24 protein-coding genes are annotated in these 26,948 nt (G+C 52.5%); 18 read left to right on the forward strand and 6 right to left on the reverse strand.

The window, feature by feature from the left end; genetic code table 11:
* Positions 1-130: 130 nt before the first annotated feature.
* Positions 131-2,161, reverse strand: coding sequence for an oxidoreductase (locus FKN99_RS03700; RefSeq protein WP_172116625.1), 2,031 nt, complete (start codon positions 2,159-2,161; stop codon positions 131-133).
* Positions 2,162-2,304: 143 nt separating this feature from the next.
* Between FKN99_RS03700 and FKN99_RS03705 the strand changes: the two genes are divergently transcribed.
* From FKN99_RS03705 to yidD, 7 genes are all read left to right on the forward strand, one after another.
* Entirely contained in the window at positions 2,305-3,009 is a 705-nt protein-coding gene (locus FKN99_RS03705) for a TetR/AcrR family transcriptional regulator (RefSeq protein ID WP_172116626.1), read from the forward strand.
* A 309-nt stretch (positions 3,010-3,318) separates the two neighbouring features.
* Positions 3,319-4,155, forward strand: a complete 837-nt coding sequence (locus FKN99_RS03710) for an ATP-dependent zinc protease family protein (protein ID WP_172116627.1) — start codon at positions 3,319-3,321, stop codon at positions 4,153-4,155.
* 36 nt (positions 4,156-4,191) lie between these two features.
* On the forward strand, positions 4,192-5,715 hold the full coding sequence (locus FKN99_RS03715; protein WP_172116628.1) for an inactive transglutaminase family protein: 1,524 nt from the start codon (positions 4,192-4,194) through the stop codon (positions 5,713-5,715).
* Positions 5,712-6,710 (forward strand): alpha-L-glutamate ligase-like protein, encoded by a 999-nt coding sequence (locus FKN99_RS03720; RefSeq protein ID WP_172116629.1) that lies wholly within the window; start codon positions 5,712-5,714, stop codon positions 6,708-6,710. Before FKN99_RS03715 ends, FKN99_RS03720 begins: the two co-directional genes overlap by 4 nt.
* Before the next feature lie 31 nt (positions 6,711-6,741).
* On the forward strand, positions 6,742-7,188 hold the full coding sequence (locus FKN99_RS03725) for a Fur family transcriptional regulator (RefSeq protein ID WP_172116630.1): 447 nt from the start codon (positions 6,742-6,744) through the stop codon (positions 7,186-7,188).
* 5 nt (positions 7,189-7,193) lie between these two features.
* Entirely contained in the window at positions 7,194-7,661 is a 468-nt protein-coding gene (gene hisI, locus FKN99_RS03730) for a phosphoribosyl-AMP cyclohydrolase (RefSeq protein ID WP_172116631.1), read from the forward strand.
* 2 nt (positions 7,662-7,663) lie between these two features.
* Positions 7,664-7,993 (forward strand): membrane protein insertion efficiency factor YidD, encoded by a 330-nt coding sequence (gene yidD / locus FKN99_RS03735; protein ID WP_172116632.1) that lies wholly within the window; start codon positions 7,664-7,666, stop codon positions 7,991-7,993.
* Between the two features lie 7 nt (positions 7,994-8,000).
* Here the strand turns inward: yidD and FKN99_RS03740 are convergent, their stop codons facing one another.
* Complete coding sequence (locus FKN99_RS03740; protein WP_172116633.1) at positions 8,001-8,417, reverse strand: SufE family protein; 417 nt, start codon at positions 8,415-8,417, stop codon at positions 8,001-8,003.
* 91 nt (positions 8,418-8,508) lie between these two features.
* Positions 8,509-9,609 (reverse strand): tyrosine-type recombinase/integrase, encoded by a 1,101-nt coding sequence (locus FKN99_RS03745; RefSeq protein WP_253926964.1) that lies wholly within the window; start codon positions 9,607-9,609, stop codon positions 8,509-8,511.
* 284 nt (positions 9,610-9,893) lie between these two features.
* On the opposite strand from FKN99_RS03745, the gene FKN99_RS03750 reads away from it, so the two are divergent.
* From FKN99_RS03750 to msrQ, 3 genes are all read left to right on the forward strand, one after another.
* Positions 9,894-10,925 carry a DNA-binding protein gene (locus FKN99_RS03750; protein WP_172116635.1) on the forward strand — a complete coding sequence of 344 codons (1,032 nt, stop codon included), beginning with the start codon at positions 9,894-9,896 and terminating at the stop codon, positions 10,923-10,925.
* A 73-nt stretch (positions 10,926-10,998) separates the two neighbouring features.
* Positions 10,999-12,024 (forward strand): protein-methionine-sulfoxide reductase catalytic subunit MsrP, encoded by a 1,026-nt coding sequence (msrP, locus tag FKN99_RS03755; protein WP_172116636.1) that lies wholly within the window; start codon positions 10,999-11,001, stop codon positions 12,022-12,024.
* Positions 12,025-12,038: 14 nt separating this feature from the next.
* Entirely contained in the window at positions 12,039-12,644 is a 606-nt protein-coding gene (gene msrQ, locus FKN99_RS03760) for a protein-methionine-sulfoxide reductase heme-binding subunit MsrQ (RefSeq protein ID WP_253926947.1), read from the forward strand.
* A 105-nt stretch (positions 12,645-12,749) separates the two neighbouring features.
* Here msrQ and nfuA read toward each other — a convergent pair whose 3' ends face one another.
* Positions 12,750-13,355 (reverse strand): Fe-S biogenesis protein NfuA, encoded by a 606-nt coding sequence (gene nfuA / locus FKN99_RS03765; protein WP_172116638.1) that lies wholly within the window; start codon positions 13,353-13,355, stop codon positions 12,750-12,752.
* A 295-nt stretch (positions 13,356-13,650) separates the two neighbouring features.
* Between nfuA and metH the strand changes: the two genes are divergently transcribed.
* The 4 genes from metH (at position 13,651) to FKN99_RS03785 (ending at position 21,020) form a co-directional block, all read left to right on the forward strand.
* A complete protein-coding gene (metH, locus tag FKN99_RS03770; RefSeq protein WP_172116639.1) occupies positions 13,651-17,346 on the forward strand; it encodes a methionine synthase in 3,696 nt (1,231 codons plus the stop codon).
* Between the two features lies 1 nt (position 17,347).
* Positions 17,348-18,685 (forward strand): MATE family efflux transporter, encoded by a 1,338-nt coding sequence (locus tag FKN99_RS03775; RefSeq protein ID WP_172116640.1) that lies wholly within the window; start codon positions 17,348-17,350, stop codon positions 18,683-18,685.
* 114 nt (positions 18,686-18,799) lie between these two features.
* Positions 18,800-20,452, forward strand: a complete 1,653-nt coding sequence (locus FKN99_RS03780) for a nitrite/sulfite reductase (protein WP_172116641.1) — start codon at positions 18,800-18,802, stop codon at positions 20,450-20,452.
* Positions 20,445-21,020, forward strand: a complete 576-nt coding sequence (locus FKN99_RS03785; protein WP_172116642.1) for a DUF934 domain-containing protein — start codon at positions 20,445-20,447, stop codon at positions 21,018-21,020. The genes FKN99_RS03780 and FKN99_RS03785 overlap by 8 nt, the downstream gene beginning before the upstream one ends.
* A 48-nt stretch (positions 21,021-21,068) precedes the next feature.
* Here the strand turns inward: FKN99_RS03785 and smrA are convergent, their stop codons facing one another.
* Entirely contained in the window at positions 21,069-21,659 is a 591-nt protein-coding gene (gene smrA, locus FKN99_RS03790; protein WP_172116643.1) for a DNA endonuclease SmrA, read from the reverse strand.
* A gap of 133 nt (positions 21,660-21,792) precedes the next feature.
* Here smrA and FKN99_RS03795 point away from each other — a divergent pair, with 133 nt between their 5' ends.
* From FKN99_RS03795 to pdxH, 4 genes are all read left to right on the forward strand, one after another.
* On the forward strand, positions 21,793-22,266 hold the full coding sequence (locus tag FKN99_RS03795) for a gamma-glutamylcyclotransferase family protein (protein ID WP_172116644.1): 474 nt from the start codon (positions 21,793-21,795) through the stop codon (positions 22,264-22,266).
* A gap of 50 nt (positions 22,267-22,316) precedes the next feature.
* On the forward strand, positions 22,317-22,940 hold the full coding sequence (gene wrbA / locus FKN99_RS03800) for an NAD(P)H:quinone oxidoreductase (RefSeq protein ID WP_172116645.1): 624 nt from the start codon (positions 22,317-22,319) through the stop codon (positions 22,938-22,940).
* Positions 22,937-23,335, forward strand: coding sequence for a DUF2069 domain-containing protein (locus FKN99_RS03805; RefSeq protein WP_172116646.1), 399 nt, complete (start codon positions 22,937-22,939; stop codon positions 23,333-23,335). The genes wrbA and FKN99_RS03805 overlap by 4 nt, the downstream gene beginning before the upstream one ends.
* Positions 23,336-23,412: 77 nt before the next feature.
* Positions 23,413-24,057 carry a pyridoxamine 5'-phosphate oxidase gene (gene pdxH / locus FKN99_RS03810; protein WP_172116647.1) on the forward strand — a complete coding sequence of 215 codons (645 nt, stop codon included), beginning with the start codon at positions 23,413-23,415 and terminating at the stop codon, positions 24,055-24,057.
* A 106-nt stretch (positions 24,058-24,163) separates the two neighbouring features.
* Here pdxH and FKN99_RS03815 read toward each other — a convergent pair whose 3' ends face one another.
* Complete coding sequence (locus FKN99_RS03815) at positions 24,164-26,911, reverse strand: bifunctional acetate--CoA ligase family protein/GNAT family N-acetyltransferase (protein WP_172116648.1); 2,748 nt, start codon at positions 26,909-26,911, stop codon at positions 24,164-24,166.
* Positions 26,912-26,948 lie beyond the last annotated feature (37 nt).

Here is a 26,948-nt window from a genome sequence, read left to right on the forward strand (position 1 = left end):
TTACCGCTTTTAAAGCAGCCTTGCTAACGCAGGCTGCTTTTTTGTGCCTGCGAGACTAGACGACCAAGAAAAGCACTAAACTAAAAATAGTGAGCCGGGTAGAAAACCGGCTCCCTTAAGTGCCAGGACCTTATAAGTCTTTGACGATGCGCAGGGCATCATAAATCGCGGCATGGGTATTGCGGTGCGAAATGGCATCCCCAATCCTGAACAGCTGGAACTTGCCTTCGGTCGCGATAGGCTGCGGTGTGCCTACAATGAGGTTGTCATAGTTGACGGCCCCTTGGTTGCTCGACAGCGGCTTCAGCTCTTCATATAGATCGGCCATAGGCAAGGTGCCGAAATTGACGACGACTTGGTCTACGCGCCGCTCTTTAGCAACGTTTGTGTAATCGCTGCTGACCAAGGCAACCAGCTCACTACCATCGCGCTTAATACCAGTCAGACGGAAGGTGGGGGTGAACGTGGTATCCAGCATTTGTAACGTGCGCATGTAGGGCACCAGGTTCATGGCCATGACCTCCGGAGCCAAGGCGCGGTCGGCTGTCATGTATTCGACCTTGCCGCCTGCTTTGGCAATAATCTCAGCCGCTTGTAGGGCGGTATGGTCGCCTGCATCGTCGTACACCAGCACGTTGCTGCCTGGCACCACATGGCCTGAGAGTAAATCCCAACCGGTGACGGCCAGCTCGTTGCCCTCTTGAAGCGCCTCTTCGTTAGGCTGCCCGCCCGTTGCCACAATGACCACATCCGGCGCTTCGGCGAGTACTTCATCCTGTTCGGCAAAAACATTGAAGTGAAATGTTACGCCCATGGCCTGACAGCGCTCAAAGCGCCAGTCGATGATCCCCATCATTTCTCGACGACGCTCGCTCTGTGCCGTTAAACGAATTTGCCCGCCGGGGGTATCTGCTGCTTCAAATACGACGACTTCGTGACCGCGTTCGGCAGCCACGCGAGCGGCTTCCAGCCCGCCGGGGCCTGTGCCAACGACCACCACCTTACGTTTGGTATCGGCGAGAGGGATGGTATGGGGCATGGTGGTTTCACGTCCAGTCGCGGCGTTGTGAATACAGTACGCCGCGCCGCCCTGGTAAATGCGGTCCAGACAGTAATTAGCGCCCACGCAGGGACGGATCTCTTCTTCACGGCCTTCGATGACTTTTTTCATTAGGTGTGGGTCGGCCATATGAGCACGAGTCATGCCGATCATATCGACCTTGCCGGTGGCAATCGCATGACGAGCCGTCGCAACATCCTGAATTTTAGCCCCATGGAAAGTGGGGAAGTCGACTTCACGCCTAATATCGCCCGCAAAATCCAGATGTGGCGCGCTGGGCATGCCTTGGATAGGAATCACGTCCGTCAGACCCGGATCGGTATCAATATGCCCTTTAACGACATTAAGAAAATCTACCAAGCCGCTGTCTTTCAAACGGTGCGAAATGGTCATGCCATCACGGGCATCGAAGCCCCCGGGTAAGCACTCGTCACCGGTATAACGCACACCAAGTAAGAACCTCTCACCAACACGCTCACGGATGCTTTGGAGCACTTCAAAGGTAAACCGTAGCCGGTTATCCAGGCTGCCGCCATAAGGCGCGTCAAGCTCGTTGGTTAACGGTGACCAGAACTGATCCATCAGATGACCGTACGCCTGAATCTCCATGCCGTCCAGGCCTGCTGCGTACATGCGTTCGGCGGCGTCGGTGTAATCCTTGACTAATCGCTCAATATCCCAAAGCTCGGCTTTTTTTGGATAAGCACGGTGAGATGCTTCTCGATGATTGGAGGCTGATACCGCCGGTAGCCAATCCCCTTTGTCCCATCGGGTGCGGCGACCCAAGTGTGTTAGCTGAATCATTACCGCCGTACCGTGTTCGTGGCATGCCTCGGTGAGGTCGCGCATCCACGGCACCACCTCATCTTTATAAGCCAAAATATTGTTAAACACCGGCGGGCTGTCTCGGGAAACCGCTGCCGACCCAGCAGTCATGGTCAGGGCAATACCTGCCTTGGCACGCTCAACGTGGTAAGCCCGGTATAGCTCTTTAGGCATGCCATCTTCGGGGTAGGCGGGTTCGTGAGAAGTCAGCATTACCCGATTTTTCAGCGTTAAATGTTTTAGTTGTAGCGGCTGTAGCAAAGGGTCATTTTTCACGGTCGTCTTCTCTTGTTGTTTTGATGATTATCACAAGCTAGTCTTCTCTGTTCATAGTTGTCAATATATATGACAGCGATGTACATAAAGATGACAAGCTTGCTGTATGATCGATTACATCACCATGGCAAAGAGAGCAATACGTGAAAAACGGACGCGCCACGATTAACCAAACTGCTTGGATTGATGCTGCTTACGAGCTACTGACAGCCTCGGGAGTCAGCGCCGTCAAGATCGTACCGTTAGCAAAGAAGTTAAAAACATCACGCACTAGTTTTTACTGGCTATTTAAAGACCGTGAAGAAGTGCTTGCTGCACTACTGGAGCGGTGGGAACGACAAAATACCCAGGCCTTAATTGAGCAATCGGAGAAATATGCGTCTTCCATCGTGGAAGCCACGCTCAATATCTTTGACTGTTGGTTTGACCCAGCGGTATTTGATTCTGAATTTGAGTACGCCGTTAGAAGCTGGAGCCTGCAAGATCAAGCGGTTGCTGAGCGCGTTAGCCAAGCCGATATCGTGCGGCTACAAGCGCTGCAAGACATGTTTATTCGCTATGGCTATGACGTGTTGGAAGCTGATACCCGTGCACGCACGATGTATTTGATTCAGATCGGCTATATCTCGATGCATACCCAGGAGACCCAAGATACGCGGATCGCCCGAGTGGCTCAGTACATCAATATTTTTACTGGGCAGATGTGCACCCATGCTGATCTTGAGCGGTTTGCTGCGCGGCATAGAGCGCGGTTTACGCCCGAAGAGATGGCGGCTCAACAGGAGATGACAGATGAAACCGACATTAACGCTCGGCATTATCGGGGGGTGACCACGTTAAAAAGCTGAAACGATAATCTGGGCTTGTCTGCAGCATAAATGTCATCTTCGCGGTCGGAACCGGTCCAGGAGGAAGCAATCGGCATCTGGTTATGTAAGAATGTGCACGTTAAAGCCATTGGGTCCAAAAATCAGAATGTTAGACGAATATATGCCACCTTAAGTGTTTTATGTGGAAATTAACAATCTAGATGTTCGCATAATATATATTATGTTAAATGGTAGATTAGGTAGCTTCTAAAAAGTTAATACGGCGTTGGACAACCGGTCTAGCTTCTCCTTATTATTCCTTTTTAATTTTCAAGGATGTCTCTCGTTATGCGCCCAGGTGTTTTGTGGCTGATGGCTGGTTTATCACTTCTATTTTCTGGCTGCGCCCTTCAGCAACCAGATTCTAATGAGCCACCGTTATTGAACGAGGTATCATTCAATACTCGAATGCTCGAGCTACAGGATGCATTAGGGCAACAATGCAGTGCCAATGCTCAGCATCAGGCGCAACAACTCAGCCAGCAGCAGGTGCTTACCGCTGATGTTCGTGAAGTGGGTAGCCTGCTACGCCTTTTACGCGGTGATATAAAGGAGCTTGAAGCTCGGGGTGACGAGCCCATCATTATCCGCGAAGAGTGTGAAGTGGACACCACGCTAGATATGAAAACCATGCTGGGACGTAGCGAATGGGTTGGCCTGCCAGGTGTAGGTACCTATTTAAAAGCACGCGTGGACTCCGGTGCAGAGACGTCATCATTATCGGCCTCCGACATTACGCGCTTTGAGCGCGATGGCGAAGATTGGGTGCGCTTCAAGCTGGCACTGACTGAGGATGATAGTGTCGTGGAGTCATTGCGTAACGAGTGGATCGAGGCACCTGTTCAACGGCGTGTACGCATTGTTCAAGCGTCTGGTGAAGAGTCTCGCCCCGTTGTCTCTCTATTAATGACGCTCGGTCCTATTCGTGAAAACGTCGAATTTACGCTGAATGATCGTACCCACCTCGATTTCCCCGTATTGCTAGGCCGCCGTTTCTTAATGGATATTGCTATTGTTGATGTGGCGCAAACCTACTTACATGAGCGTCCAGAATTTCCCGGCGGTGACCCTGCTGAACAAGCCGCTGAAGATGAAGCGGTCGACCAAGACGATATCGAAGAGTAAAAGCTCCCCTGCCGCTTTTCGCTGAAAGGAATTTTAATGTCACGCCTTCCGTTTTATATCATTGTAGGTCTACTTCTTGTGGCAGGTATTGCCACCAGTGTGCATAGACATCTTCATTTTGAAATTCCTTGGGTACCAGGCGAGCAGCGTCAGGTATGGGAAATTGAGGCCGTTATCAATTTCAATGCCCAGAATGGCCCCGTAAAAGTGGACTTAGCGCTGCCCACCCAGCAGGCAGGTTTTCGTGTACTGACCGAAAATACCGCTTCTTCTGGCTATGGTTTAGCCTACCAGACGGATGATTTCGGGCGCCAAGCCGAGTGGACCATTCGGAATGCTGCTGGCAGCCAGCAGCTCTATTATTCGGTACAAATGCTGGTATCACCTGGTTCCCGCCCGCCGGTACAAGCACCGCCAGGGCTGGTGTCGAGCACGCCTTGGGAAAGTCCTTATGATTCAGCAGCTACCCAACTGATTGATAGAGCGTGGGCCAGAAGTGCAAATAATGCGACCTTTGCGCGTGAGCTAATTCTTGATGTAAATGGCGAGCGTCAGGGCGAAAATGCCCGCTTACTGCTCACCCAGGAAACGCCGTCAGCTCTCATCGTGCGCTTGCTAAATCAAGCGGGTGTACAAGCACGAGAAGTCAGCGGACTGCTGCTGGAAGATGGGCGCCGGCGTCAACTATTAAGCAGTTGGATTCAGGTGTTTGATGAGCCTGCAGAAAGCTGGAATATATTCGACCCCGCAACGGGCGAGGAAGGCCAGCCCGAGAACCTGCTGCTCTGGGAAACAAGTGGCCGGGCGGTGCTTGAAGTTCAGGGTGGTACAAACTCGCGGGTTAGCTTCTCTATGCTAACGCACCATCAGCCAGCGTCTGCTGCTGTGCGCAACCACTTTTCTGATGATACGCTGCTGAACTTCTCAATCCATAGCTTACCGCTTGAAGAACAAGCACTTTTCCAAACGATTCTGCTGATTCCCATTGGCGCTTTGGTCGTTGTGTTTTTGCGTGTATTGGTCGGGGTGAAAACATCAGGCACCTTTATGCCTGTTCTGATCGCCCTCGCCTTTATACAAACCACCCTGCTGACGGGGTTGATTGGCTTCCTGCTGATCGTGGCTGTTGGCTTGGTTATTCGTAACTATCTGTCTTATTTGAACTTATTGTTGGTGGCGAGAGTGTCAGCGGTCATCATAACGGTCATCGCGATTATCTCGATTTTTACCGTATTGGCTTACCGTATGGGTCTAAGCGCGGGGCTCACGGTCACCTTCTTCCCCATGATTATCCTGGCCTGGACGATTGAGCGGATGTCGATCCTCTGGGAAGAAGAAGGCCCAAAACAGGTCATTATTCAGGGAGGCGGCAGCTTGTTGACAGCCGTGCTCGCATACCTTGCCATGAACAACCCTTGGGTGCGTCACATCACCTTCAACTTCCTGGGTGTTCAGCTGATTTTAATGGCGCTTATTCTGATTTTGGGTAACTACACCGGCTATCGTCTGCTGGAGTTACGCCGCTTCAAGCCGATTACTGATGACGAGAAGCCATCATGAGTTGGCTCAACAACTGGACATGGCCTAGCTGCCTGCGCGACAAAGGCATTATCGGCATGAATCGGCGCAATATTCGCTATATTGGCCGGTATAATTCACGGCGCCTTTACCCGTTGGTGGATGACAAGCTCAAGACTAAACTTTTGGCGCAAGAGTATGGCATTACCACGCCGGAACTTATTGGTACGGTAACCACGCAGTTTGGCGTTCAGCATATTGGCGATATGCTGACAGGTCATGATGGTTTTGTTATCAAACCTGCCAAAGGCAGTGGCGGCAAGGGTATCCTGGTTATCGAAAAGGTAGTTGATAATCAGTTTGTTAAACCCAGCGGAGCGCATTTAACGCTTGAGGCTGTAGAGCGTCATGTCTCTAATATTCTTTCAGGGCTTTACTCCCTGGGCGGCTCTCCGGATGTAGCTGTCATTGAAACGCTGATTAATTTTGAAGAAAGCCTGATGGCATATACCTACGAAGGTGTGCCGGATATTCGGGTCATCGTTTTCAAGGGCTACCCCGTCATGGCGATGATGCGCTTATCAACGGCGGCCTCCGATGGCAAAGCCAACCTGCACCAGGGAGCGGTCGGTGTTGGATTGAATATTGCCACCGGAGAAGCGCTTCGCGGCGTGCAGTTTGACCGCCCTTGCTTCAACCACCCGGATACCGGGCATGACCTGGCAAGCCTGGCGGTCCCCCAGTGGGACACCCTGCTAAATCTGGCGGCGGGTTGCTATGAAATGACCGGATTAGGCTATTTGGGAACCGATATGGTGCTGGACAGGCAACATGGGCCCATGCTGCTTGAGCTGAATGCACGCCCGGGCCTTGCGATTCAAATGACCAACGGAGAGGGTTTGCGTCGCCGGCTTGATCTCATCGAGCGTCAACCAGAAGGGGTGCCAGTTGCCGAGCGTGTCGCGTTTGCTCAGCACCACTTTGCTCGCAAGAGTGAGCTAACAGAAAGCCCTGACACAACTATCGCAAGCGCGTAGACTAAGCTGATGACGTTTACTGAGTGCACCAATGACTGAAGCGAATACGCTACTTCAACAAGCGGAATCACAGTGTCACAGCCGCGGCGTTCGATTTACCCCCATTCGACGCCGCGTGCTTGAGTTGATTGCTCACAATGGCGGCGGTTTAAAAGCCTATGACCTGTTGGATAAACTTTCAACCGAGCATGCGGCTGCCCGCCCTCCTACAGTTTATCGAGCGCTGGAATTCTTGATTGACCAAGGATTGGTGCATCGTATCGAGTCGCTAAACGCCTATGTGGCATGCGCCTGTCCTGAACATATTCATGGGTTCCAACTGCTGATTTGCCGCCAATGTGGTTACGTCGAAGAATTGCATTTGGATGAAGTTAGTGATCAGCTGTCAGCCTTTGCCAGCCGGCAAGGCTTTAGTGTTGAACGACAGACGATTGAGCTGCAAGGCCTTTGTCAAAACTGTCGAGCCAAGAGTGAATAATAGATATGTCTCGTTTTGATCAACTACCGGCTGATACGTTATTCAAAGCACTTGAGGCGGCAACGCCACAAGATAGATTACCCGCCACCACGACGTTATTGGATGCTGTTAGATTTAACGCGGAAGGTTTATTGCCTGCTATCGCTCAACAGTATGACACCAAAGAAGTGTTAATGATGGCCTGGATGACGCGTGAAGCGCTAGAGGAAACGCTGAGCACGCATCGCGTTTGCTACTATTCGCGTTCACGCAACAAGCTCTGGCGTAAAGGCGAGTCATCCGGACAGCAGCAGCATCTTAAGTCGGCGGCTCTGGATTGTGATGGCGATACATTGCTGCTACAGGTAGACCAGACAGGTCCTGCTTGCCATACCGGTCGCCGAAGCTGCTTTTATCTGTCACTAACCAGCGCCGATGCCACCATTAATAGTGAACCGCTTATTCACCCTGATGAGCTTTACGGTAACCGTTAGTCATGCGCTGGGTGCATTACATATTACGTGCTTTACGCAAGCTGGCGGTTTTAGTAATGGTTGGCACGGTGCGTGCCTACCAATACCTTATTAGTCCCCTGCTCGGGCCTCGCTGCCGATTTTGGCCAAGCTGCTCCTCCTACACCATTGAAGCCCTTCAGGTGCACGGCCCTGTCAAAGGTGGTTGGATGGCTATCAAGCGAATCCTAAAATGCCATCCTGGCAACCCTGGTGGCATGGACCCTGTTCCCGGTGGGCGTAGTGAGCAACTTTGTAAAGAGGACGACGAGTCGCCGCCCTCTCCTTCATGCTGTCATCAACATCAACGTTAATGCCGTATTAGGCTTGCTGCGCCACTTGGTAAATACGCTCAAGCATGGCGTGGAGGCCATTGCTGCGCGTGGGGGAAAGATGTTTATCCAGCCCAAGATCCGCTAAAAAGTGCGGTTCGGTAGTGCGGATTTCAGCCGCTGTGCGCTCGCTATAGATGCGTAACAGCACCGCAATCAGCCCAGAAACAATTACCGCATCAGAGGTAGCGCTAAAGACCAGCGTGTCGCCCTGCTGTTCATGGCGCATCCATACATTGGATTGGCAGCCCTGAATTTTATACTCCGCAGTTTTGCACGCCTCTGGAAAATCAGGAAGCTGCTTGCCCATATCGATAATGTATTGATATCGGTCCATCCAGTTATCAAACATTTCAAACTCTTCGATTAGCTCTTGCTGGGCCTGCTCGGCGCCGGAAGTGCTCATACTCGTTCCTTTTCATATTCGATTTAAAAGCGTCAGACCATTATACGGGTTCAAGGTGGCTTGCGTGGATAGCTTTTCAGCCTGACGTGCCTTATGGCGTAAGCCGGTGACGTTGCTGTTCACGGTGCCACTCGTTATCTTCGGTGTGCAGGTAGCGCGACGTGGTGTCCAACCGTGCATGGCGGGCGCTTTCTGCCAAGTGACGCAAGCTAATACCCGCTTGAGCCTGGTGAGTGATCGAGGTGTGCCGCAGCCAGTGCGGTGTTGCCTTGCACAGCGCAGCCACATAGGCGGGCGCCCCCTCTTCAGCTTCAAGTACGTCGGCCGCTTCTGCAAAGGTTTCACGGATCAGCCGGTAAAGTTGATTATCACCAATCCCCCGCTTTCCATCCAGCGCTCGGATAGCAGGTGTCTCGTCAAATTGCATGGGCAATCCATCAAGCCCAAGCGCTTGTCGCCAACCAGCCAAACATGCCTGCATATCATCAGGCACTGGGACGCGAGCAAGCTTGCTGCCTTTGCCCACCACGGACCACCACCAGCGCCCTTCTGATTGGGAAAAATCGCCCATGCGGGCGCCCGCCATTTCGCTAATACGCGGTGCTAATAAGTAGGCAAAGCCAAAGATAAATCGGCGTCGGGCCTGTTCATACTCGGCACGACTTCCCTTCCCGTCACTCACTGGCTGATTAAGCCAACACCAAAACCACTCCCATAGCTCACGTTCCAGATAGCGCTCAATACGCGGTGTCTGATTGTTTAGGCGGCGAGATTTATCGCGCATCAACCGAAACGGGTTATGGCTGACCCACCCTGCTTCTACCAGCCAGCTAAACAGCCCCTGCAAAATAATCAAACTTTGTCGGCGGCTGGCGGGTGATAACGCTCCACGAAATGGCCGCCACTCCGGGTGGTAACGAGGTTTTGAAGGCCCAACCCAGTGCTGGGCGGGCTGCGGGTCTGCCAGGAATGCTTCAAATTGGCGCAGCGTTTCCCGGTTCATCGCTTCCAGCGTTAAGTGCTGGTGGTCAAGCCAAAGCAACAGTCGCTCGGTTTCACGCCGGTAGCTTTTCCAGGTTTGCGGGCTGTCCTGATACTCGGCAAGCCATGCAGCAACGGCCTGAGCATCTGTATGCGCATTAATGCGTGACGACTGAAACGGCTGCTCCACTACCGCGCTTGACGCCTGCATACCGCCCTTCTGTCCGGCAATTACGTCCATTTGATCATAAACATACTGATACCTATCTCGATAACGCTACCTGGCTCTACTTTAGCCTGCATCGTTATGCCGCTGTTTGCTAAGGGATAAGTATGATGCCGGGCGCGTATAAATTCAAGATTATGGCAGTAATCTTGAATTTTATTGCTTAATGATAAATAAAATTACGTAATACGTATAACGTAATTATTGTATTTATAAGCCATTACACGGAAAATAGAACGATTCAATAGGCAATATCAGGAAGAGACAGCATGGCGCGCAGTGGCATTCAGTACAGTGACGTACAGCACGCAATCGATACGCTTCTTACCCGTGGCGATACACCCAGCGTGCAACGAATCCGCGAGGTGTTGGGTACCGGCAGCTTTACGACGATTAGCGAGCACTTCCGCTATTGGCGCACCGAGCGCGAACAGAACCGCGACGTTCCTCCACCTAAAGGTGTCCCTGAGGTAGTTGTTAATGTCGCCAGTGAGCTATGGCGTGAAGCGCAAGAAGTCGCCAATCAGGCGCTGCTGCACTACCGCGAAGAGGCGAATCGACAAGTCGAAGAAGCCCAACAGCTGGCAGAGAATGCCGAACAGTTAGCCGCGAACGCCGAACAGCGCGAAAGCGCCCTGGCGGAACACTTCCGCCATACCGAGCAGCGTCTTGAAGCGCTTAACCGTGAGCTGGCCGCAAGCCAGGCCAAAGAGCAACATTGGCAGCAGGCTGCCACTGAGGCGCATGAGGAAAACCAGCAGTTAAAAAAAGCAAATGAAACCTTACACCAGCATAATGAGGCCCTTGGCCAGCAACATACCGCTGCGTTAAAAGAGCAACAGAGCGTATGGGAAAAACGCCTGGCCCAAGAAGAGCAGCGCAATGAAAATGCCGAGGGAAGATTGATGGCGATGCTGGATGAGGCTCGCCAGGAGCGTGCTCAGGAAGGAAAAGCCTCGCAAAAGCGGCTCCAGCAGAAGCAGCAACGCATCGAGGCGTTAACGGAGGAGCTAAAGCAAAATCGCGGCGATCTACTAGAACAGCAGACTCAGGCAAACCAATATGCCCAGCAGGCAAAAGAACAGGAGCAGCACATCGCCACCCAGGAAGAGCGCATTGCATCGCTCACTCAGCAATTGGTAGATGCTCAGGAAAACAACAAACAGCAGCGAGAGCAGATGAAACGTGAGCGCGAATGGCAGACCACAATGGGTCAACAAATGACGGCGTTACAGCAGCAACTTTCTGAACTACCTGCTTCGATAAACGTCAGAGAAAGGCAGTTGAACGAGAATGATTGAATGACGTCGACACCGGCTAGCCTGCCGACATCATTTAACCAGCCGATGGTTGTTGACCGGCAGGAGCATCACCATGCTGATTAAAATTGCCAAACCTGGTGACTTACATGAATCAGAGATCACCCCTGAGTCGATTTACTTATCACGCCGACGTTTTATGGGCGGACTCGCGGGCCTCGGAGCAGGGCTGGCATTAGCAGGCCACGCCTCAGCCAGTGAGCAAATGCCTGACTACAACGATGTTCCCGAAGGCGATGCGCCTGAATGGTTTAAGGCCAAACGCGATACGGCCGAGTGGCGGGCAGTTGTGCCTGCCGACCCGAGCCAGGACAAAATGGCCCCTTATGCGGATGCCAGCAGCTACAACAATTTTTTTGAATTTGGTACCGGTAAAAGCGACCCCTCACGCAGAGCGGGCTCGCTGGTGACTAAGCCTTGGAGCGTAGTGATTGATGGTGAGGTCAATAAGGGTGGGCGCTTCGCCCTTGAAGATCTCATCAACCCTTCCCAGTTTGAAGAACGCATTTACCGGCTACGCTGTGTTGAAGCCTGGTCGATGGTTATTCCTTGGCTAGGCATTTCGCTTGCCGAGGTTATTCAACGTGCAGAGCCAACATCAAAAGCCAATTACGTGCGCTTTGAAACGCTAGTAGATCCTGAGCAAATGCCTGGGCAAGGCTCCGCTTTTGCCCTAATCGACTGGCCCTATGTAGAAGGGCTACGCCTTGATGAGGCAATGCATCCGCTAAGCTTTCTAGCGATGGGCATGTATGGACGAGAGCTACCTAATCAAAACGGCGCACCGCTTCGCCTAGTGGTGCCATGGAAGTATGGCTTTAAAAGCATTAAATCGATTGTGCGCATTTCACTGGTTGAAGAAGAGCCACTCAATTCCTGGCAGCAAATCGCTGCCAATGAATATGGCTTTTACGCCAACGTAAACCCTGAGGTCGATCATCCTCGTTGGAGCCAGGCCACCGAACGCCGTTTACCGAACAGCCTCTTCAATACCAATATCATCGACACGCGTATGTTTAATGGTTATGCCGATGAAGTCGCTGACTTATATGCAGGCATGGATCTTCGGACTCACTACTGATGCCGGCTTATTTTATGACGCTATGGCGTATAGGCGTTTTCATTTTCGCCTTGGCGCCCTTGGGCTGGTGGAGTTTGCAAGTAGCTAACAACCTGGCGGGCCCAGAGCCTGGGCGCTATTTGCTGTTAAATATTGGCCAAGGCGCACTATGGCTATTGTTGCTTACCTTAAGTCTTACGCCTCTGACCCGGCTGACACGCTGGAAAGGTTTTAGCGTTATTCGTCGCCAGCTGGGCCTGTGGACGCTGGCCTATGCATTTTTGCATTTCGTTTGTTACGCGTTATTTATCCTGGGACTTAATTGGACGCAGCTAGGCAGTGAGATCGTTAAACGGCCGTATATTATTGTGGGCACGCTTGCCCTGCTGGGTTTGGCGACGTTAGGCGCTACGTCTAACCGCTGGGCCATGCGTAAGCTGGGCAAGCGCTGGAAAACGCTCCACAAGTTTAGCTACGTTATTTTGGTGCTGGTGTTGCTGCATTTTTTGTGGATAGTACGCGCCGACATGCAGGAGTGGTTTTTATACGCGATGGCAGGCGCACTGCTGATGTGCCTGCGCATTCCGGTCATATCGCGCATGTTGCCCAAGGTACGCCAACGAATAAAGCATTCCGCGTAACGAATCTTAAAGACTCCTTACCTTGTACAACACGTATCCCGTATACGTTTGGAAAAACGAAAAACCCAGCCATAAGGCTGGGCTCGAATCAAAACACGGCTCTATTTAGCGGTAATAAGCGTTTGTGTTATCGGTATGGTCCGTCACATCACGAATACCGGCAAGCTCAGGAATGCGTTCCATCAGCGTTTTTTCGACGCCGTCTTTAAGCGTTAAATCTACTGCTGCACACCCTTGGCAACCGCCACCAAAGGCCAGAATGGCCATTTTTTGCTCGGTTAACTCAATCAGCTTGATCTCACCGCCATGCGCTGCCAAGCCAGGGTTAATCTCGCTATACAGCACGTAATTAATACGGTCCTCAAGCGGGCTGTCAGCATTTACCTTGGGCATCTTGGCGTTGGGTGCCTTGATGGTCAGCTGCCCCCCCATACGATCAGCATTGAAATCGACCACGGCTTCTTCTAAAAACGCCAGGCTGTTTTTATCAAGAAATACGTTGATCTTTTCAAGTTCAAGCGTAACGTCAGCGGGTTCTTCTTCGCCCGGACGGCAGTATGCAAGGCATGTCTCTGCATACGGCGTGCCCGGTTGGGTAATGAAAATACGCACAGCGATACCTTCAACGTTTTGCTTTTCAAGCAATTCCGCAAGGTACTCTTGGGCGCTATCGGTAATGTCGATACCTGGTGCTTCGGTAGTCGTGGTCATGAGGCTATTTTCCCTCCCGTGAACAGTGGCAATACCACTTCACATGTCATTTTATTGCTATGGTAAGCAAAACAGCGCGTCGACACAATCCCGACTGTTTTAGTAGGCTATTTAAATGGCTAACGGGCTAATGATTTTTTAACAGCTGCATTGTATAGCTGCCCTGCTTGGCGGCCTTTGGTATCATAATGTCCGTTTGGTTATTGATATGTTGTAAAACGCCGCTCATACCCCTTTTCGAAAACGTATTTTAATAAAATATTTTCGATCAAGACGCTGGAGAAGATTCCCTGTTATGGCCGCTAGTGATTTGAACGCCTCGCTTACCCAACGCCTTACCCAACGCATTCTAATTCTGGATGGCGGTATGGGGACCATGCTGCAAAATGCCCAGCTGAGCGAGGAAGACTTTCGTAGCGAACGCTTCAGCGATTGGCCGTCAGATTTAAAAGGCAATAATGACTTGCTGGCGCTCACCTGCCCCGACGTAGTGTCGCGTATTCACCGCGGCTACCTGGAAGCAGGTGCGGACATTATTGAAACCAATACCTTTAACAGTACGCGCCTTTCTCAAGCCGACTACGGCATGGAAGACATTGTTGTCGAGCTTAACCGTGAGTCTGCGCGCTTGGCTCGGGAAGTGTGCGATGCGGTCGCGGCTGAAACCGGCGTGCCGCGTTTCGTTGCAGGCGTGCTGGGGCCCACTTCACGCACTGCTTCGTTATCGCCGGATGTGAACGACCCGTCCAAGCGTAACGTGACCTTCGATGAGCTGCGTGAAAACTATTATGAAGCTGCTCAGGCGCTGATAGAGGGCGGCGCTGACCTGATCATGATCGAAACCATTTTCGATACGCTTAACGCCAAAGCCGCGATCTATGCGCTTGAAGTGCTGTTTGAAGACTTGGGCAAGCGTCTGCCGGTCATGATTTCAGGCACGATCACCGATGCCTCGGGCCGGACGCTTTCCGGGCAAACCACCGAGGCGTTTTGGAACTCGGTTCGCCATGCCCAGCCGCTGTCAGTAGGCCTTAACTGTGCGCTAGGGGCTGAAGAGCTACGTCCTTACCTTGAAGAGCTATCCACCAAAGCCGATACGTTTGTCTCCGCACACCCTAACGCTGGCTTGCCTAACGAATTTGGTGAGTATGACCAAACGCCGGAGGAGATGGCGGCGATTGTTAGCGAGTTTGCCGAGAGCGGGCTGGTTAATATCATTGGTGGCTGCTGTGGCTCAACGCCTGAACATATTCGTGCAATTGCAGATGCGGTGCGTCCCATGGCACCGCGTCAAATTCCTGAGCGTAGCTCCGCTTGCCGTTTGTCCGGGCTTGAGCCTTTCAACATCGATGCAGACTCGTTATTCGTCAACGTGGGTGAGCGTACTAACGTAACGGGTTCGGCGCGTTTCAAACGGCTTATCGTTGAAGAAGATTTCACCACGGCCCTGGAAGTAGCGCTTGAGCAAGTCGAGAACGGCGCGCAAATCATCGATATCAATATGGATGAGGGCATGCTGGAGTCGCAGGAAGCCATGGTGCGCTTTCTGAATCTGATTGCTGGCGAGCCGGATATTGCCCGCGTACCGATCATGATCGACTCGTCCAAATGGGACATTATCGAAGCAGGCCTAAAATGCGTTCAGGGCAAGGCCATTGTTAACTCGATCTCTTTAAAAGAAGGCGAAGCGGCGTTTCGTGAGCAGGCCACCAAATGTCGTCGCTTTGGCGCGGCGATCGTGGTCATGGCCTTCGATGAGGATGGTCAAGCCGATACGTTCGCACGCAAGACGGAAATCTGTGAGCGCGCCTACCGCCTACTGGTCGATGACATCGGCTTTCCGGCCGAAGATATCATTTTCGACCCCAACATCTTCGCCATTGCCACAGGCATCGAAGAGCACAACAACTACGCCGTCGACTTTATCGAGGCGTCTCAGTGGATTCGCGAAAACCTGCCCCATGCGATGATTTCAGGCGGCGTTTCCAACGTCTCCTTCTCGTTCCGGGGCAATAACCCGGTACGTGAAGCGATCCACTCGGTGTTCCTGTATCACGCCATCCGTGCGGGTTTGAGCATGGGGATCGTTAACGCCGGGCAACTTGCGCTATACGACGACTTACCCGCCGAGCTTCGCGATGCCGTGGAAGACGTTGTGCTGAATAAGCGTAGCGACGGCACCGAGCGCTTGCTGGAGCTGGCAGACAAGTACAAGGGTGACGGTAGCGGCCCGGCCAAGAAAGAGGACCTTGAGTGGCGTGACTGGCCCGTTAATAAGCGCATCGAACATGCGCTGGTGAAAGGCATTACGGCCTATATCGAAGACGACACCGAAGAAGCTCGCGTTCAGGCCGAGCGCCCTATCGAGGTCATTGAAGGGCCACTGATGGATGGCATGAACGTAGTCGGCGACTTGTTTGGCGCCGGTAAAATGTTCCTGCCCCAGGTAGTGAAATCCGCGCGGGTCATGAAGCAGGCGGTTGCCTATTTGATCCCGTATATCGAAGCGGAAAAAAACGAAGGCACTCAGGCCAAGGGCAAAATTGTCATGGCCACGGTTAAAGGCGACGTTCACGATATCGGCAAAAATATTGTCGGCGTGGTGCTGCAGTGTAATAACTACGAAGTTATTGATCTTGGCGTAATGGTACCTGCCGAGAAAATTCTTCAAGCCGCGATTGACCACAACGCCGATATTATTGGCCTTTCGGGGCTGATTACGCCGTCGCTCGATGAAATGGTACATGTAGCCAAGGAAATGCAGCGCCGAGGCATGAACCTGCCGCTGCTGATTGGTGGCGCGACGACCTCCAAAGCGCATACGGCCGTTAAAATTGAGCCACAGTACGAGCAACCGGTCATTTATGTGACCGATGCTTCTCGCGCGGTAGGTGTCGCCGGCCGATTACTCGCCCCCAATCTAAAAACGGCGTATGTCGCGGAAATTCGTGAAGAGTATGTCAAGGTGCGCGAACGTAACGCCAAGCGCCGTCCTAAAGCGGCGGACCTGGATTACACTCAGGCGCGCAAACGTCGTTTCCGCACCGACTGGAGCACCCATACGCCGGTTGAACCCAAGTTCCTGGGCCTCAAAACGTTCGATAACTATGACCTTGAAGAACTGATCGAGCGTATCGATTGGACGCCCTTCTTCATGAGCTGGCAGTTAGCGGGTAAGTACCCAAAAATTCTTAACGATGAGGTCGTGGGCGAAGCGGCGCGCAACCTGTTTGCCGATGCGCAAGTCATGTTGCGCAAGCTTGTCGATGAAAAGCGCGTTCAGGCTCGGGGTGTTATCGGCTTGTGGCCGGCCAACAGTGTGGATGATGACGTCGTTGAAGTGTATGCCGATGAATCGCGCAGTGAGGTCATCGAGCGCCTTCACCATATTCGCCAGCAAACCACCAAGGGTCGTGACGGTATCTGCTACAGCCTCGCGGACTTTATTGCGCCTAAAGAGAGCGGCAAAGCCGACTGGATCGGCGGCTTTGCGGTTACCGCCGGGCATGGCGTTGACGAACTTACCAAGGCGTATGAAGCGGCAGGTGATGACTACAATGCGATTTTGGTTCAAGCACTTACCGACCGTTTGGCAGAGGCCTTTGCAGAGCGCATTCACGAGCGGGTACGTAAAGAGTTCTGGGGTTACGTGCCAGAAGAAACTCTGGATAACGACGCGCTGATAGCAGAAAAATACCAGGGTATTCGCCCCGCCCCCGGCTATCCTGCCTGCCCGGACCACACCGAGAAAGGCACCTTGTTCAAGCTGCTAAACGCCACAGAAAATACCGGCCTTGCGTTAACCGAAAGCTACGCCATGTGGCCAGCCGCTGCCGTTGCGGGTTGGTATTTTGCTCATCCGCAGTCAAAGTACTTCTCGACGGGTAAAATCACCCGTGACCAGGTAGAAGCAATCGCTGAGCGTAAACAGATGCCGCTTGAGGAAATGGAGCGCTGGCTATCGCCGGTACTCTCTTACGACCCCAGTTGATATGGCGTTAGCAACTCGACGCCACGGCAAGGTCGTTCGCTTGGCGCTACCGATCATGTTGGGCATGCTTTCTCAGAGCATGCTCAACATCATTGATGCCGCACTGGTGGGGCATTTAGGCCAGGTCGCGCTGGCGGGTGTGGGTGTGGGTGGTTACGCCATGTTTATGCTCACCGCCCTGGTGTTTGGTCTCTCTTCAAGCGTTCAATCGCAAACGTCCCAGCGCCTTGGAGCGGGCTGTGAGTATTCGGCTCAGCCTTTACAGGCAGGCGTTGCGGTTGGCCTGGTAGTTGGGCTGCCGCTATCGCTGCTGGCTTGGTGGCAAGCGCCTGCCCTGCTGCATTTGATAACTCAGGTGCCTGAGATTCAGCACGTGGCGGTTGATTACTTTCGCTGGCGGGTTATCGCCCTGACAGCCATTGCGTTAACACTATGTTTTCGTGGTTATTGGAATGGCCGCCAACAGACACACCTTTATCTGCGCATTATTATGGTTGTTCAGCTGTTTAACGTAGCGGCCAGTAGCGGGCTGATCTATGGCCTGTTTGGGCTACCTCGTATGGGGGCAAGCGGCGCAGGCGTAGGCACAACTCTCTCGATGTTTTTAGGCCTTTTTATCTGGCTTTGGGTCACTGTAAGACAGCGCGACCAGAATGGCTTTTTGTTCAGCCTGCCGACGTTCGATACGCTGCGCACAACGCTAGCACTTGCTCTGCCTCATTCCCTACAGCAGATATGTTTTGCGGCGGGCTATGTGGTGCTTTTTTGGTTGTTAAGTCGTATGGGGACCGCAAGCGTTGCGGTTGGGCATGTGTTGGTTAACTTGTCATTATTGCTAATCCTGCCGGGCGTGGGTGTGGGCGTTGCTGCCATGAGCCTGGTAGGCGAAGCATTAGGCCAGGATGATCAAAGGGCGGCCCATCGGTGGGGGCTGGATGCGCTGGGCGTTGCCGGTGTGCTGCTCACCCTCTTGGCACTGCCAATGCTCGTATTCCCGATGCAGGTACTCAGCATTTTCTTTTCCAGCCCCGAGCTTATCGCCCTGGGCTCGCTGCCCTTACAAATTACCGGTGCAATGATTGTGCTGGATGCGGCGGCGCTGGTGCTGGCTCAGGCATTGATGGGCGCTGGCGCGCAGCGTACGGTGATGCTGCTGACCTTAAGCATGCAGTGGCTTTTGTTTCTGCCCCTTGCCTGGTGGGTTGGGGTTGGTTTACAACAAGGCCTGCTTGGGGTTTGGCTGGTACAGATAGTTTATCGACTTGCCAACTCGGCGGGTTTTTTATGGATTTGGCAGCGTAAGCGCTGGCTAGCTCCCAATGTTTTAAATATCGTTTAGCGATAAAAAGATAATTATATATTCTTTTGTAGAATATGAAACACGCGTTAAGGTAACACTACATTAATGTCCGCCTTGACGTGACCATTTCGCTTTTTAGCAGGATCGTGCCACATGTACCGTTACGATATTCACGACCAAACGCTTGTTGATGAGCGCGTTGCTCAATTTCGCGATCAGATGAACCGCTATCTGGCGGGTCGACTCAGCGAAGAAGAGTTTCTTCCTTTGCGGGTACAGAACGGTTTATACGTTCAGCGCTATGCTCCCATGCTGCGGATCGCCATTCCCTACGGCATGCTGGCTTCCTATCAGTTGCGTAAGTTGGGGGACCTAGCGCGTGACTTTGACCGCGGGTACGGTCACTTTACAACGCGTACCAACCTGCAGTTGAACTGGCCTAAGCTTGAGACGGTGCCGGATATGCTGGCGGAGTTGGCAACTGTCCAAATGCATGCAATTCAGACAAGTGGTAATGACATTCGTAATACCACGACTGATCAATTTGCAGGTATTGCGGAAGACGAAGAAGTAGATCCTCGCCCCTGGTGTGAGCTGATACGCCAATGGTCGACATTTCATCCTGAATTCGCTTATCTGCCGCGCAAATTTAAAATTGCCGTGACCGGCGCTGAGCAAGACCGTGCAGCCATTCAGGTTCACGATGTAGGGTTACGCCTATGGCGTGATGATGCGGGTGAAGTGCGCGTAAAAGTTCTCGCGGGCGGCGGTCTGGGCCGCACACCGCTAATCGGTGAAGTTGTTTGTGAAGACTTGCCTTGGCAGCACTTGCTTACGTATCTGGAGGCTCTGGTTCGCGTTTATAACCAGTTTGGCCGCCGGGACAACAAGTTCAAAGCACGGATCAAGATACTGGTCAAAGCGCTAGGTGTCGAAGAGTTTAGCCGCCGAGTAGCCGAGGAGTGGGCGCATCTTAAAGATGGCCCTCAAACCTTAACGCCTGAAAGTATTGAGCGGGTTGCAGGATACTTTGTTGATCCTGACCGCCGCCCGGTAAGTGACGACGCTATCGCGGCTATTGATGCACTGCGCCAGGAAAATCGTGCTTTTGGCCGTTTTATGACCAACAATGTTCAGGGGCATAAAGTTAAAGGCTATAAAGCGGTGACGCTGTCACTAAAACGCAGCGGCCATTCACCGGGTGACGTTACCTGGGAACAAATGCACCAGATAGCAGACCTGGCAGACAAATATAGCTTCGGCGAGCTTCGTGTAACTCACGAACAAAACCTGGTGCTTGGTGATGTACCTGCCGATCAACTGGAAGCACTATGGCACGATCTGGAAGCTCTAGGCTTGGCAAATCCCACGGTCGGTACACTGGCAGATCTTATCTGCTGTCCGGGGGGGGACTACTGCGCGCTTGCTAATGCGAAGTCAATCCCTGTGGCACAGTCAATTCAAGAACGCTTTGAAGACCTGGACTTCCTGTATGATCTCGGCCCGCTGGATCTTAATATTTCAGGCTGCATGAATGCCTGCGGACATCACCATGTAGGCCACATCGGCATACTAGGCGTCGATAAGAAAGGTGAAGAGTGGTACCAGATTTCGCTGGGTGGTGATCAAGGCAACAGTGCCGCTTTGGGCAAGATTCTTGGCCCATCCTTTAGCCGTGAAAATGTGCCTGATGTGATTGATAAGCTGCTAAACGTTTACGTGGGTGAGCGTCATAGTGGCGAGACTTTCCTGGACACTTACCGTCGTATCGGCCTGAAGCCTTTTAAGGAGCGCGTTTATGCTTAACCAGCCTTCTTCTGAAGAGAACCTGCCATTCGAGACAGATCTGGTAGAACGCCAACGTCCTTACCTGTTTCGCGGCCAAGAAACGCAGGATAGCTGGACGTTAGTACGCGATACTGAAACAAACGCAACAGTATCTGACGCGCATACCATCGTGCCGCTCTCAATCTGGCTTGATAGCACTTCAGAGGGCAAGCTGACAGCTCCCTGGTTGCCTGCGGATACCGAGCTGACACCAGAGTTGGCTGAACGCCTTTCAAGCGCGCCATTAATTGCAATCGATTTTCCAAAATTCACTGACGGCCGTGGCTATAGCCTGGCGCGCCTACTAAGGGAGCGCTATGCCTACCAGGGTGAAGTGCGTGCCATTGGCGATGTGCTGGTTGACCAGCTGTTTTTTATGACCCGCTGTGGATTTGACGGACTTTCGCTTCGAGAAGACCAGTGGGTCGAAGATGCTCTGCGAAATCTGCATATTTTTAGTCGCGCTTATCAGCCTGCGACCGATCAACCCGAGCCGCTGTTTCACTTGCGCCAACAGGCAACCAATAAGGTAGCTTCTTACGCTTGATAGCGAGACACACAGTGAATGCCCCTGCTTTCAGGGGCATTTTTGTTGTTATCCTTTCCTTTTTTGCTGGCGCTCACGGTTATTGGCTTTCGCCCGCTGGCTTTTGCGCAGCATCACCCACGTAGCGCCAAGCCCGCCTTCGGAAGGCTGGGCAGAGACATACGCCTGGACCTCTTCAAACTGGCCAAGCCACTTGGCCAGATAAGAGCGCAGCACGTTGGCTGGGCTGTCCAGTTCGCGCCCTCTTCCATGCACAATCATGACCGAACGCAGGTCATGCGCATAGGCTTCCTGAATAAACGGAAACAGCATGCGGCGACATTCAGCCAACGGCCGACGCAATAAATGAAGTTGTGCCTGTACGCTATATCCTCCATGCCTTAATTTATCGACAACGCCCTGCTGAATGCCTTCTCGACGGTATTCGATAGGATCAAAAGGGGGCAGTAAATCAACAAAGTCATCGGATAGAAAATTACGTTCACTAAGCTCTTCTTGAGCGCTTTCTCTGCGTGCAAGCTGTGCTGCAGAAGGCTTCCTCCGGTGATTACCTGCGTCGGCCTGATTACTACGTGCCAACGGCGTTACATCACCCACAGAGGCTCGGAAATCCATATCATCACGAAGTGGCTGGTTCATTGCAGGCTCCTCCGATAAGGTCTATCCCTATCCTAGCAAACCATATCGTATTGCTTAAGCAGATTGCTCAACACTTGCTTAAGGGAGAACGGCACGCCAGGCTATCCCACTCACGTTTTTAAAAGGGCAACGGATGGGCTGGGTTAAAAAAACAGTCGCTCTGGCAGGTTTATTACTGCTGTCAGCGGCCACATGGCTATGGCTAACCCTGTTAAGTCCTTGGCTCTATTCCCCGCCTGATGAGGTGCAAACGGTAGAGCAACGCACACATCAGCTGTTTGTGTATGGAACGCTACGTTATCCGCTGATTCGCTGGTTAGTCGCTGGCAGTTTAGGCAATCCAGAACCGGCGGTTCTTCCAGGGTATCAGCGTCACGATCTGGACGTCGCTCCCCAGCCAGGTAGCCACGTCGAAGGCCTAAAATTAACCGTGACGCCGGAAGCGTTAAGGCGGCTTGATCGCTATGAACGCTTGGGCGTTCGGTACGAGCGCGTTAAAAAACGGTTAGCCGATGGAAGCGACGTCTGGGTTTACGTCAGATTACCCGAAACCAGCTACCATCTTTTAAAGCCATCTCCTGCCAAGTACATAGCTCTGATACCATAAGGCATCAGCCAGGGCTTTTATCGGCGTTCTTCCAGGACCAAGGAAAATTTATGAGTAACACCACCCCTTACGTATTGGTTCTTTATTACTCTCGCTCAGGGGCGACGGCCGACATGGCCCGTCAATTGGCTGCAGGTATTGAAAGCATTGCAGGTATTGAAGCGCGTTTACGCACGGTGCCTCCAGTTTCAACAACTTGCGAGGCCGTCGCGCCGGAAATTCCTGAGGAGGGAGCGGTGTATGTTGAACTTGATGATCTGCGTAACTGCAGCGCGCTTGCCTTGGGCAGCCCCACGCGCTTTGGCAATATGGCCGCTCCCTTAAAGTACTTCCTGGATAGCACAAGCAGCTTATGGATGAACGGTGCTTTGGTCGATAAACCAGCTTGTGCATTTACATCGACCTCCAGTCTACACGGCGGCCAGGAAAGTACGTTGCTGACCATGTTAGTGCCCTTGTTGCACCACGGAATGGTCTATGCAGGTATTCCCTATAGTGAAACGGCCCTGTTAAGCACCCAAGGCGGAGGCACGCCTTACGGTGCCAGCCATTTGGCAGGCCCGCGTAGCGACCGTTCGGTGGATGAACATGAACGAGCACTATGCGTGGCACAAGGCAAACGACTGGCTAAACTAGCAGTAGCGCTTAATGTCATGCGCCAGGGGACATCATGAAGCAGTGGCTAACTAGCCTGGAGCAGCGCCACGGCATAAATACGTTAACACTGCGTGCTCGGCAGTGTGTATTGATCAGTTTTACGCTGCTCTTGCTGCTGGTTATTTATCGTGGCTTTACATTGCAAAGCGATACGTTTGATTGGCGGCCTATAGTGGCCTTTATTTTACCGCTGGTGCTTTTTTTACCTTCCATTCTTGGCCAGCGTGCACGTGGCCATGCCTGGCTCGCCTTTGTCAGCCTTCTCTACGTTACACAAGGTGTCATGCTAGCCGCTGTACCCGGGCAAACGGTGCATGGCATTGTGGAAGCGCTCGTATCGCTGGCGCTTTTTGTAGGTTGCATGGGGTACGCACGTTTTCGTAGCCAACAACAGCGCCAAACAGGTAAGTGAACGTTTTGGGCGTTATCTAAAGAGTGACGAACGTTATTAAAATTCAGGGTACTATTAAAACTTAGGGAGTTCCGCTAATGACTCGCAACATAGCCGACATTCGGCGTGATTACGAAGGTGGCAGGCTTGATGAAACCCATGTCACTCAAGGGCCTTTCGTGCTGTTTGATGAGTGGTTTAGCCTGGCCATGGAGAAGGAGGACAAAGACGCCAATGCCATGACGCTTGCAACAGTGGATAGCCAAGGGCGGCCGCATGCACGCGTTGTATTGCTGAAAGGATTTGATGAGCAAGGTATGGTGTTTTACACCAATTATCATAGCCATAAAGGTAGTGAGCTGAGCAATGTGCCGTTTGCGGCAATGACGTTTTGGTGGCCATCACTTGCTCGCCAAGTGCGTATTGAAGGTTCCGTCGAACAGGTTGCGCCGGATGAATCGGATGAGTACTTTGCCAGCCGCCCTCGCGGTAGCCAGTTAGGCGCCTGGATTGCAACGCAAAGCGTTGTCATTCCTGATCGTAACTGGATTGAGGAGCGTCAGAAACGCTTTGAACAGGCCTATGAGGGGCAAGAAATCCCGCGGCCCATCCATTGGGGCGGCTACCGCCTGCAACCTGACATGATTGAATTTTGGCAGGGCCAGCCCAGCCGACTACATGACCGTATACGTTTCGAGCGTCGCGATGGTGGAGAGTGGAGCCAGTTCCGCTTGGCCCCATAACCCTATAAAGATCGCTCATTATTGTTCAGCGCAGGTCTGTTTCGGTGATACGTTAATTAGGCAGGCCTGCTGTAGTGGTGATGTAAAGGTGGTGCACTTGGCCGAGTTAATCGGGCAGGCTTTCCAGGCGAAGGCGTTGCCACTCGCTTTCGGGTTCATTTAAGCGTAGGACAGCATCAATCACCTGTTCTTCCATGTTATAGCGGCACGTGAATCCCAAGTGTTTCATTAACGCCCGCATAGGGTGGTTATCGACCATGATTTTGCCTATCATTTCGAGCGTGCCGATATGCGTGCAGTAATTGACCATCTTCTTCATTAGCAGACTGCCAATCCCAAGCCCTTGTAAATCATCGCGGATGATCACCGAAAACTCGGTGCGTATATTGTCAGGGTCGTTCCACACACGCACAACGCCTAACATCTCTTTACGCCCATCTGCGTGCTGGTGCTCGGCGATAAATGCCATTTGTCGATCATAATTAATATGTGACAAAACCGATAAATCGCGCTGAGTGAGGTTGGACTTATTGTGGAAGTATCGGAAACGAATACTCTCTTCCGATAGCTGACGGTGAAAGGCGGTGATTAAAGGCGCATCTTCGGCCCTGATAGGGCGTACCTCTACCTGCCAGCCGTTTTTCAGTGTTACCCACTCTCGCAACTCTTCCGGGTATGGCATGATGGCAAAGCGCGCAGGCGTGCCTAAATCCATCGCAAAATCCACCGCCAGCATGCCATCACGATTAAGCAGTAACGGGTTGATCTCCAACCCTCGCAGGTCCCCCAAATCAGATGCCATTTGCGAAAGCTTGACTAACAGCTGACATAGCCGCTGAATGTCGCGCTCAGGTTCAGCGGAGTGCTCACGAATTAAAGAGGCTGCGTGCGTCCTGCCGACGACGTCGGCCGCCAGGCTCATGTTCAACGGCGGCAGAGCGACCTGGCGGTCTGCCAAAATATTGACTTTATAACCGCCAATACCAAACACAATCAGCGGGCCGAAAACCGGGTCGCGGGTAATACCGGCACAAATCTGCATGGAGTGCTTACCCCGCTGCATAGGCTGTAAGCAGAACTCGCGAATAGTGTACTGGGGAAATTTCTCATGTACTTTATCACCCAGCTGACGTACCCCTTGCGCCACTTCAGCAGGCGTTTCCAAGTCTTGTAGCAGCCCGGCAGACATTTTATGGGGGTGTTTACGGTATCGGTAAGGCCGACAATTACCTTCATGAACCACTTTCAGAGCCATCGGCCCTTGGATTTTTTGGGCTGCAGATTCGGCCTCTTCAGGGTTGCTCAGATACACACTTGGCGCCGTAGGAATACCATACGCTTTAAGTACCTGGGCTGTTTCTGAATGACTGAGTGTCTTTCTCCCCTGCTCTTTTGCCTGGATGATCAGCGACCGACACTGGGCACGTATTTCCGAGCTGGTTGAAAATGGCAGGCTAGGTGGAATTTCATGCAGCAAGGCTTGAACACGCTGGTAAATTACCATGTGCATGAAAGCCTTAACGGCTTTTTCCGGAGAAATATAGGTCGGTATACCCGCGATATTGCAGAGATGACGGGCATTAAGGGCTTCCTTCAGGCCCATCCAACTGGTCAGCAAGTTACGCCGAAATTTTTTGCGATTATCAATTAGTGCTTGAGCTGTCACCGCTGAAGGTGCCAACCGTGTTGGGGCATGGACCACCAGCACCGCATCGACATTGGCATCGGCGGCCACAATTTCCAGCGCCTCAACAAAACGCGCGGGGGTTGCGTTGCCACCCAAGTCAACCGGGTTTTCGCCGGGCTTACTTATATCGACTTGGCTTTTATGTAGCGCCGCTTGGGTTTCCTCGCTAAACACGGCAAGCTTACCACCTGCACTAACCAGCTTATCAATCGCCAGCATGGCTGGACCCAAGCCATTAGAAACAATGGCTAACCGATCACCGCGTAGCGGCTTCATGCGCGAGAGCGTTTCCAGAGCATCCAATAGCTCATCAGAATCATCGACCCTTACCACCCCCGCGCGTGCAAACGCCGCATCGAAAACGACATCACGGTTAGCAATACCCGGCGTAGGTGCCATCCCCGAAATATCGGATTGCGGCGTACGGCCGCTTTTAATGGCAAGTACCAAGCGGTTACGCGAAGCATCGCGCACAGAGGTCATAAAATGTTGTGCGTCATTCACCCTTTCCAGGTGTAATAAGATGGCCTGAGCGGGTGAAAACTGGTTCACGTAGTCGATTAAATCCGGCAGCAAAACATCGACACTATCCCCCACCGTAATCAAGTGAGAGAACCCCACATCGCGTCCAGCGGCCCAATCAATCATGGCGTTGGCAAGCATGCCCGATTGGCCCAGGTACGCAACACGGCCCGCTTTGACAGGCTGGCTGGCGTAAGAGGCATTCAAACGCTTGCTTGGGACGATGACACCCATGCACTCTGGGCCCAACACTCGAATACCTGAGGCGATGGCGGCTTTTAACATCCGCTCACGAATAGAGCCGGTATTGTCGCTATCGCGGTCCAGGTAGGCGCCTCCGGAAAGCACCAACGCGGCTTTCACACCAAACTCACCCAAGCGTTTAATTAATTTGGGAACGCCTTTAATCGGCGAGCAAACAACCGCCAGGTCCGGCGCTTCGGGCAAGTCCGCTACACTGCTGAAACAAGGCACGCCGAATACCTGGTCATAACCTTTTGGATTGACCGCCCACAGGGTGCCTTTAAAGCCCCCCTCTTGCAGGTTATTCAGCACTAACCCACCCAGCGAGGCCGGTTTTTCAGAGGCGCCAAACACGGCTAGCGTGCGAGGTTCAAAAAAATGATGCAAAAAGCGCGTACTCAAAATTGAGCCTCCCCTGAAGTAAATAACGACGGTGTAC

Source organism: Halomonas hibernica (genome assembly GCF_013183775.1).
GTDB classification, from domain to species: Bacteria; Pseudomonadota; Gammaproteobacteria; order Pseudomonadales; family Halomonadaceae; genus Vreelandella; species Vreelandella citrativorans.

What these genes read in the sequence shown, in the direction of transcription:
- FKN99_RS03710 (WP_172116627.1), top strand. Translation starts at nt 3,319, where the DNA reads ATGCGCCCAGGTGTTTTGTGGCTGATGGCTGGTTTATCACTTCTATTT.
- FKN99_RS03715 (WP_172116628.1), top strand. Translation starts at nt 4,192, where the DNA reads ATGTCACGCCTTCCGTTTTATATCATTGTAGGTCTACTTCTTGTGGCA.
- FKN99_RS03720 (WP_172116629.1), top strand. Translation starts at nt 5,712, where the DNA reads ATGAGTTGGCTCAACAACTGGACATGGCCTAGCTGCCTGCGCGACAAA.
- FKN99_RS03725 (WP_172116630.1), top strand. Translation starts at nt 6,742, where the DNA reads ATGACTGAAGCGAATACGCTACTTCAACAAGCGGAATCACAGTGTCAC.
- hisI (WP_172116631.1), top strand. Translation starts at nt 7,194, where the DNA reads ATGTCTCGTTTTGATCAACTACCGGCTGATACGTTATTCAAAGCACTT.
- yidD (WP_172116632.1), top strand. Translation starts at nt 7,664, where the DNA reads ATGCGCTGGGTGCATTACATATTACGTGCTTTACGCAAGCTGGCGGTT.
- FKN99_RS03740 (WP_172116633.1), bottom strand. Translation starts at nt 8,417, where the DNA reads ATGAGCACTTCCGGCGCCGAGCAGGCCCAGCAAGAGCTAATCGAAGAG.
- FKN99_RS03745 (WP_253926964.1), bottom strand. Translation starts at nt 9,609, where the DNA reads ATGCAGGCGTCAAGCGCGGTAGTGGAGCAGCCGTTTCAGTCGTCACGC.
- FKN99_RS03750 (WP_172116635.1), top strand. Translation starts at nt 9,894, where the DNA reads ATGGCGCGCAGTGGCATTCAGTACAGTGACGTACAGCACGCAATCGAT.
- msrP (WP_172116636.1), top strand. Translation starts at nt 10,999, where the DNA reads ATGCTGATTAAAATTGCCAAACCTGGTGACTTACATGAATCAGAGATC.
- msrQ (WP_253926947.1), top strand. Translation starts at nt 12,039, where the DNA reads ATGACGCTATGGCGTATAGGCGTTTTCATTTTCGCCTTGGCGCCCTTG.
- nfuA (WP_172116638.1), bottom strand. Translation starts at nt 13,355, where the DNA reads ATGACCACGACTACCGAAGCACCAGGTATCGACATTACCGATAGCGCC.
- metH (WP_172116639.1), top strand. Translation starts at nt 13,651, where the DNA reads ATGGCCGCTAGTGATTTGAACGCCTCGCTTACCCAACGCCTTACCCAA.
- FKN99_RS03775 (WP_172116640.1), top strand. Translation starts at nt 17,348, where the DNA reads ATGGCGTTAGCAACTCGACGCCACGGCAAGGTCGTTCGCTTGGCGCTA.
- FKN99_RS03780 (WP_172116641.1), top strand. Translation starts at nt 18,800, where the DNA reads ATGTACCGTTACGATATTCACGACCAAACGCTTGTTGATGAGCGCGTT.
- FKN99_RS03785 (WP_172116642.1), top strand. Translation starts at nt 20,445, where the DNA reads ATGCTTAACCAGCCTTCTTCTGAAGAGAACCTGCCATTCGAGACAGAT.
- smrA (WP_172116643.1), bottom strand. Translation starts at nt 21,659, where the DNA reads ATGAACCAGCCACTTCGTGATGATATGGATTTCCGAGCCTCTGTGGGT.
- FKN99_RS03795 (WP_172116644.1), top strand. Translation starts at nt 21,793, where the DNA reads ATGGGCTGGGTTAAAAAAACAGTCGCTCTGGCAGGTTTATTACTGCTG.
- wrbA (WP_172116645.1), top strand. Translation starts at nt 22,317, where the DNA reads ATGAGTAACACCACCCCTTACGTATTGGTTCTTTATTACTCTCGCTCA.
- FKN99_RS03805 (WP_172116646.1), top strand. Translation starts at nt 22,937, where the DNA reads ATGAAGCAGTGGCTAACTAGCCTGGAGCAGCGCCACGGCATAAATACG.
- pdxH (WP_172116647.1), top strand. Translation starts at nt 23,413, where the DNA reads ATGACTCGCAACATAGCCGACATTCGGCGTGATTACGAAGGTGGCAGG.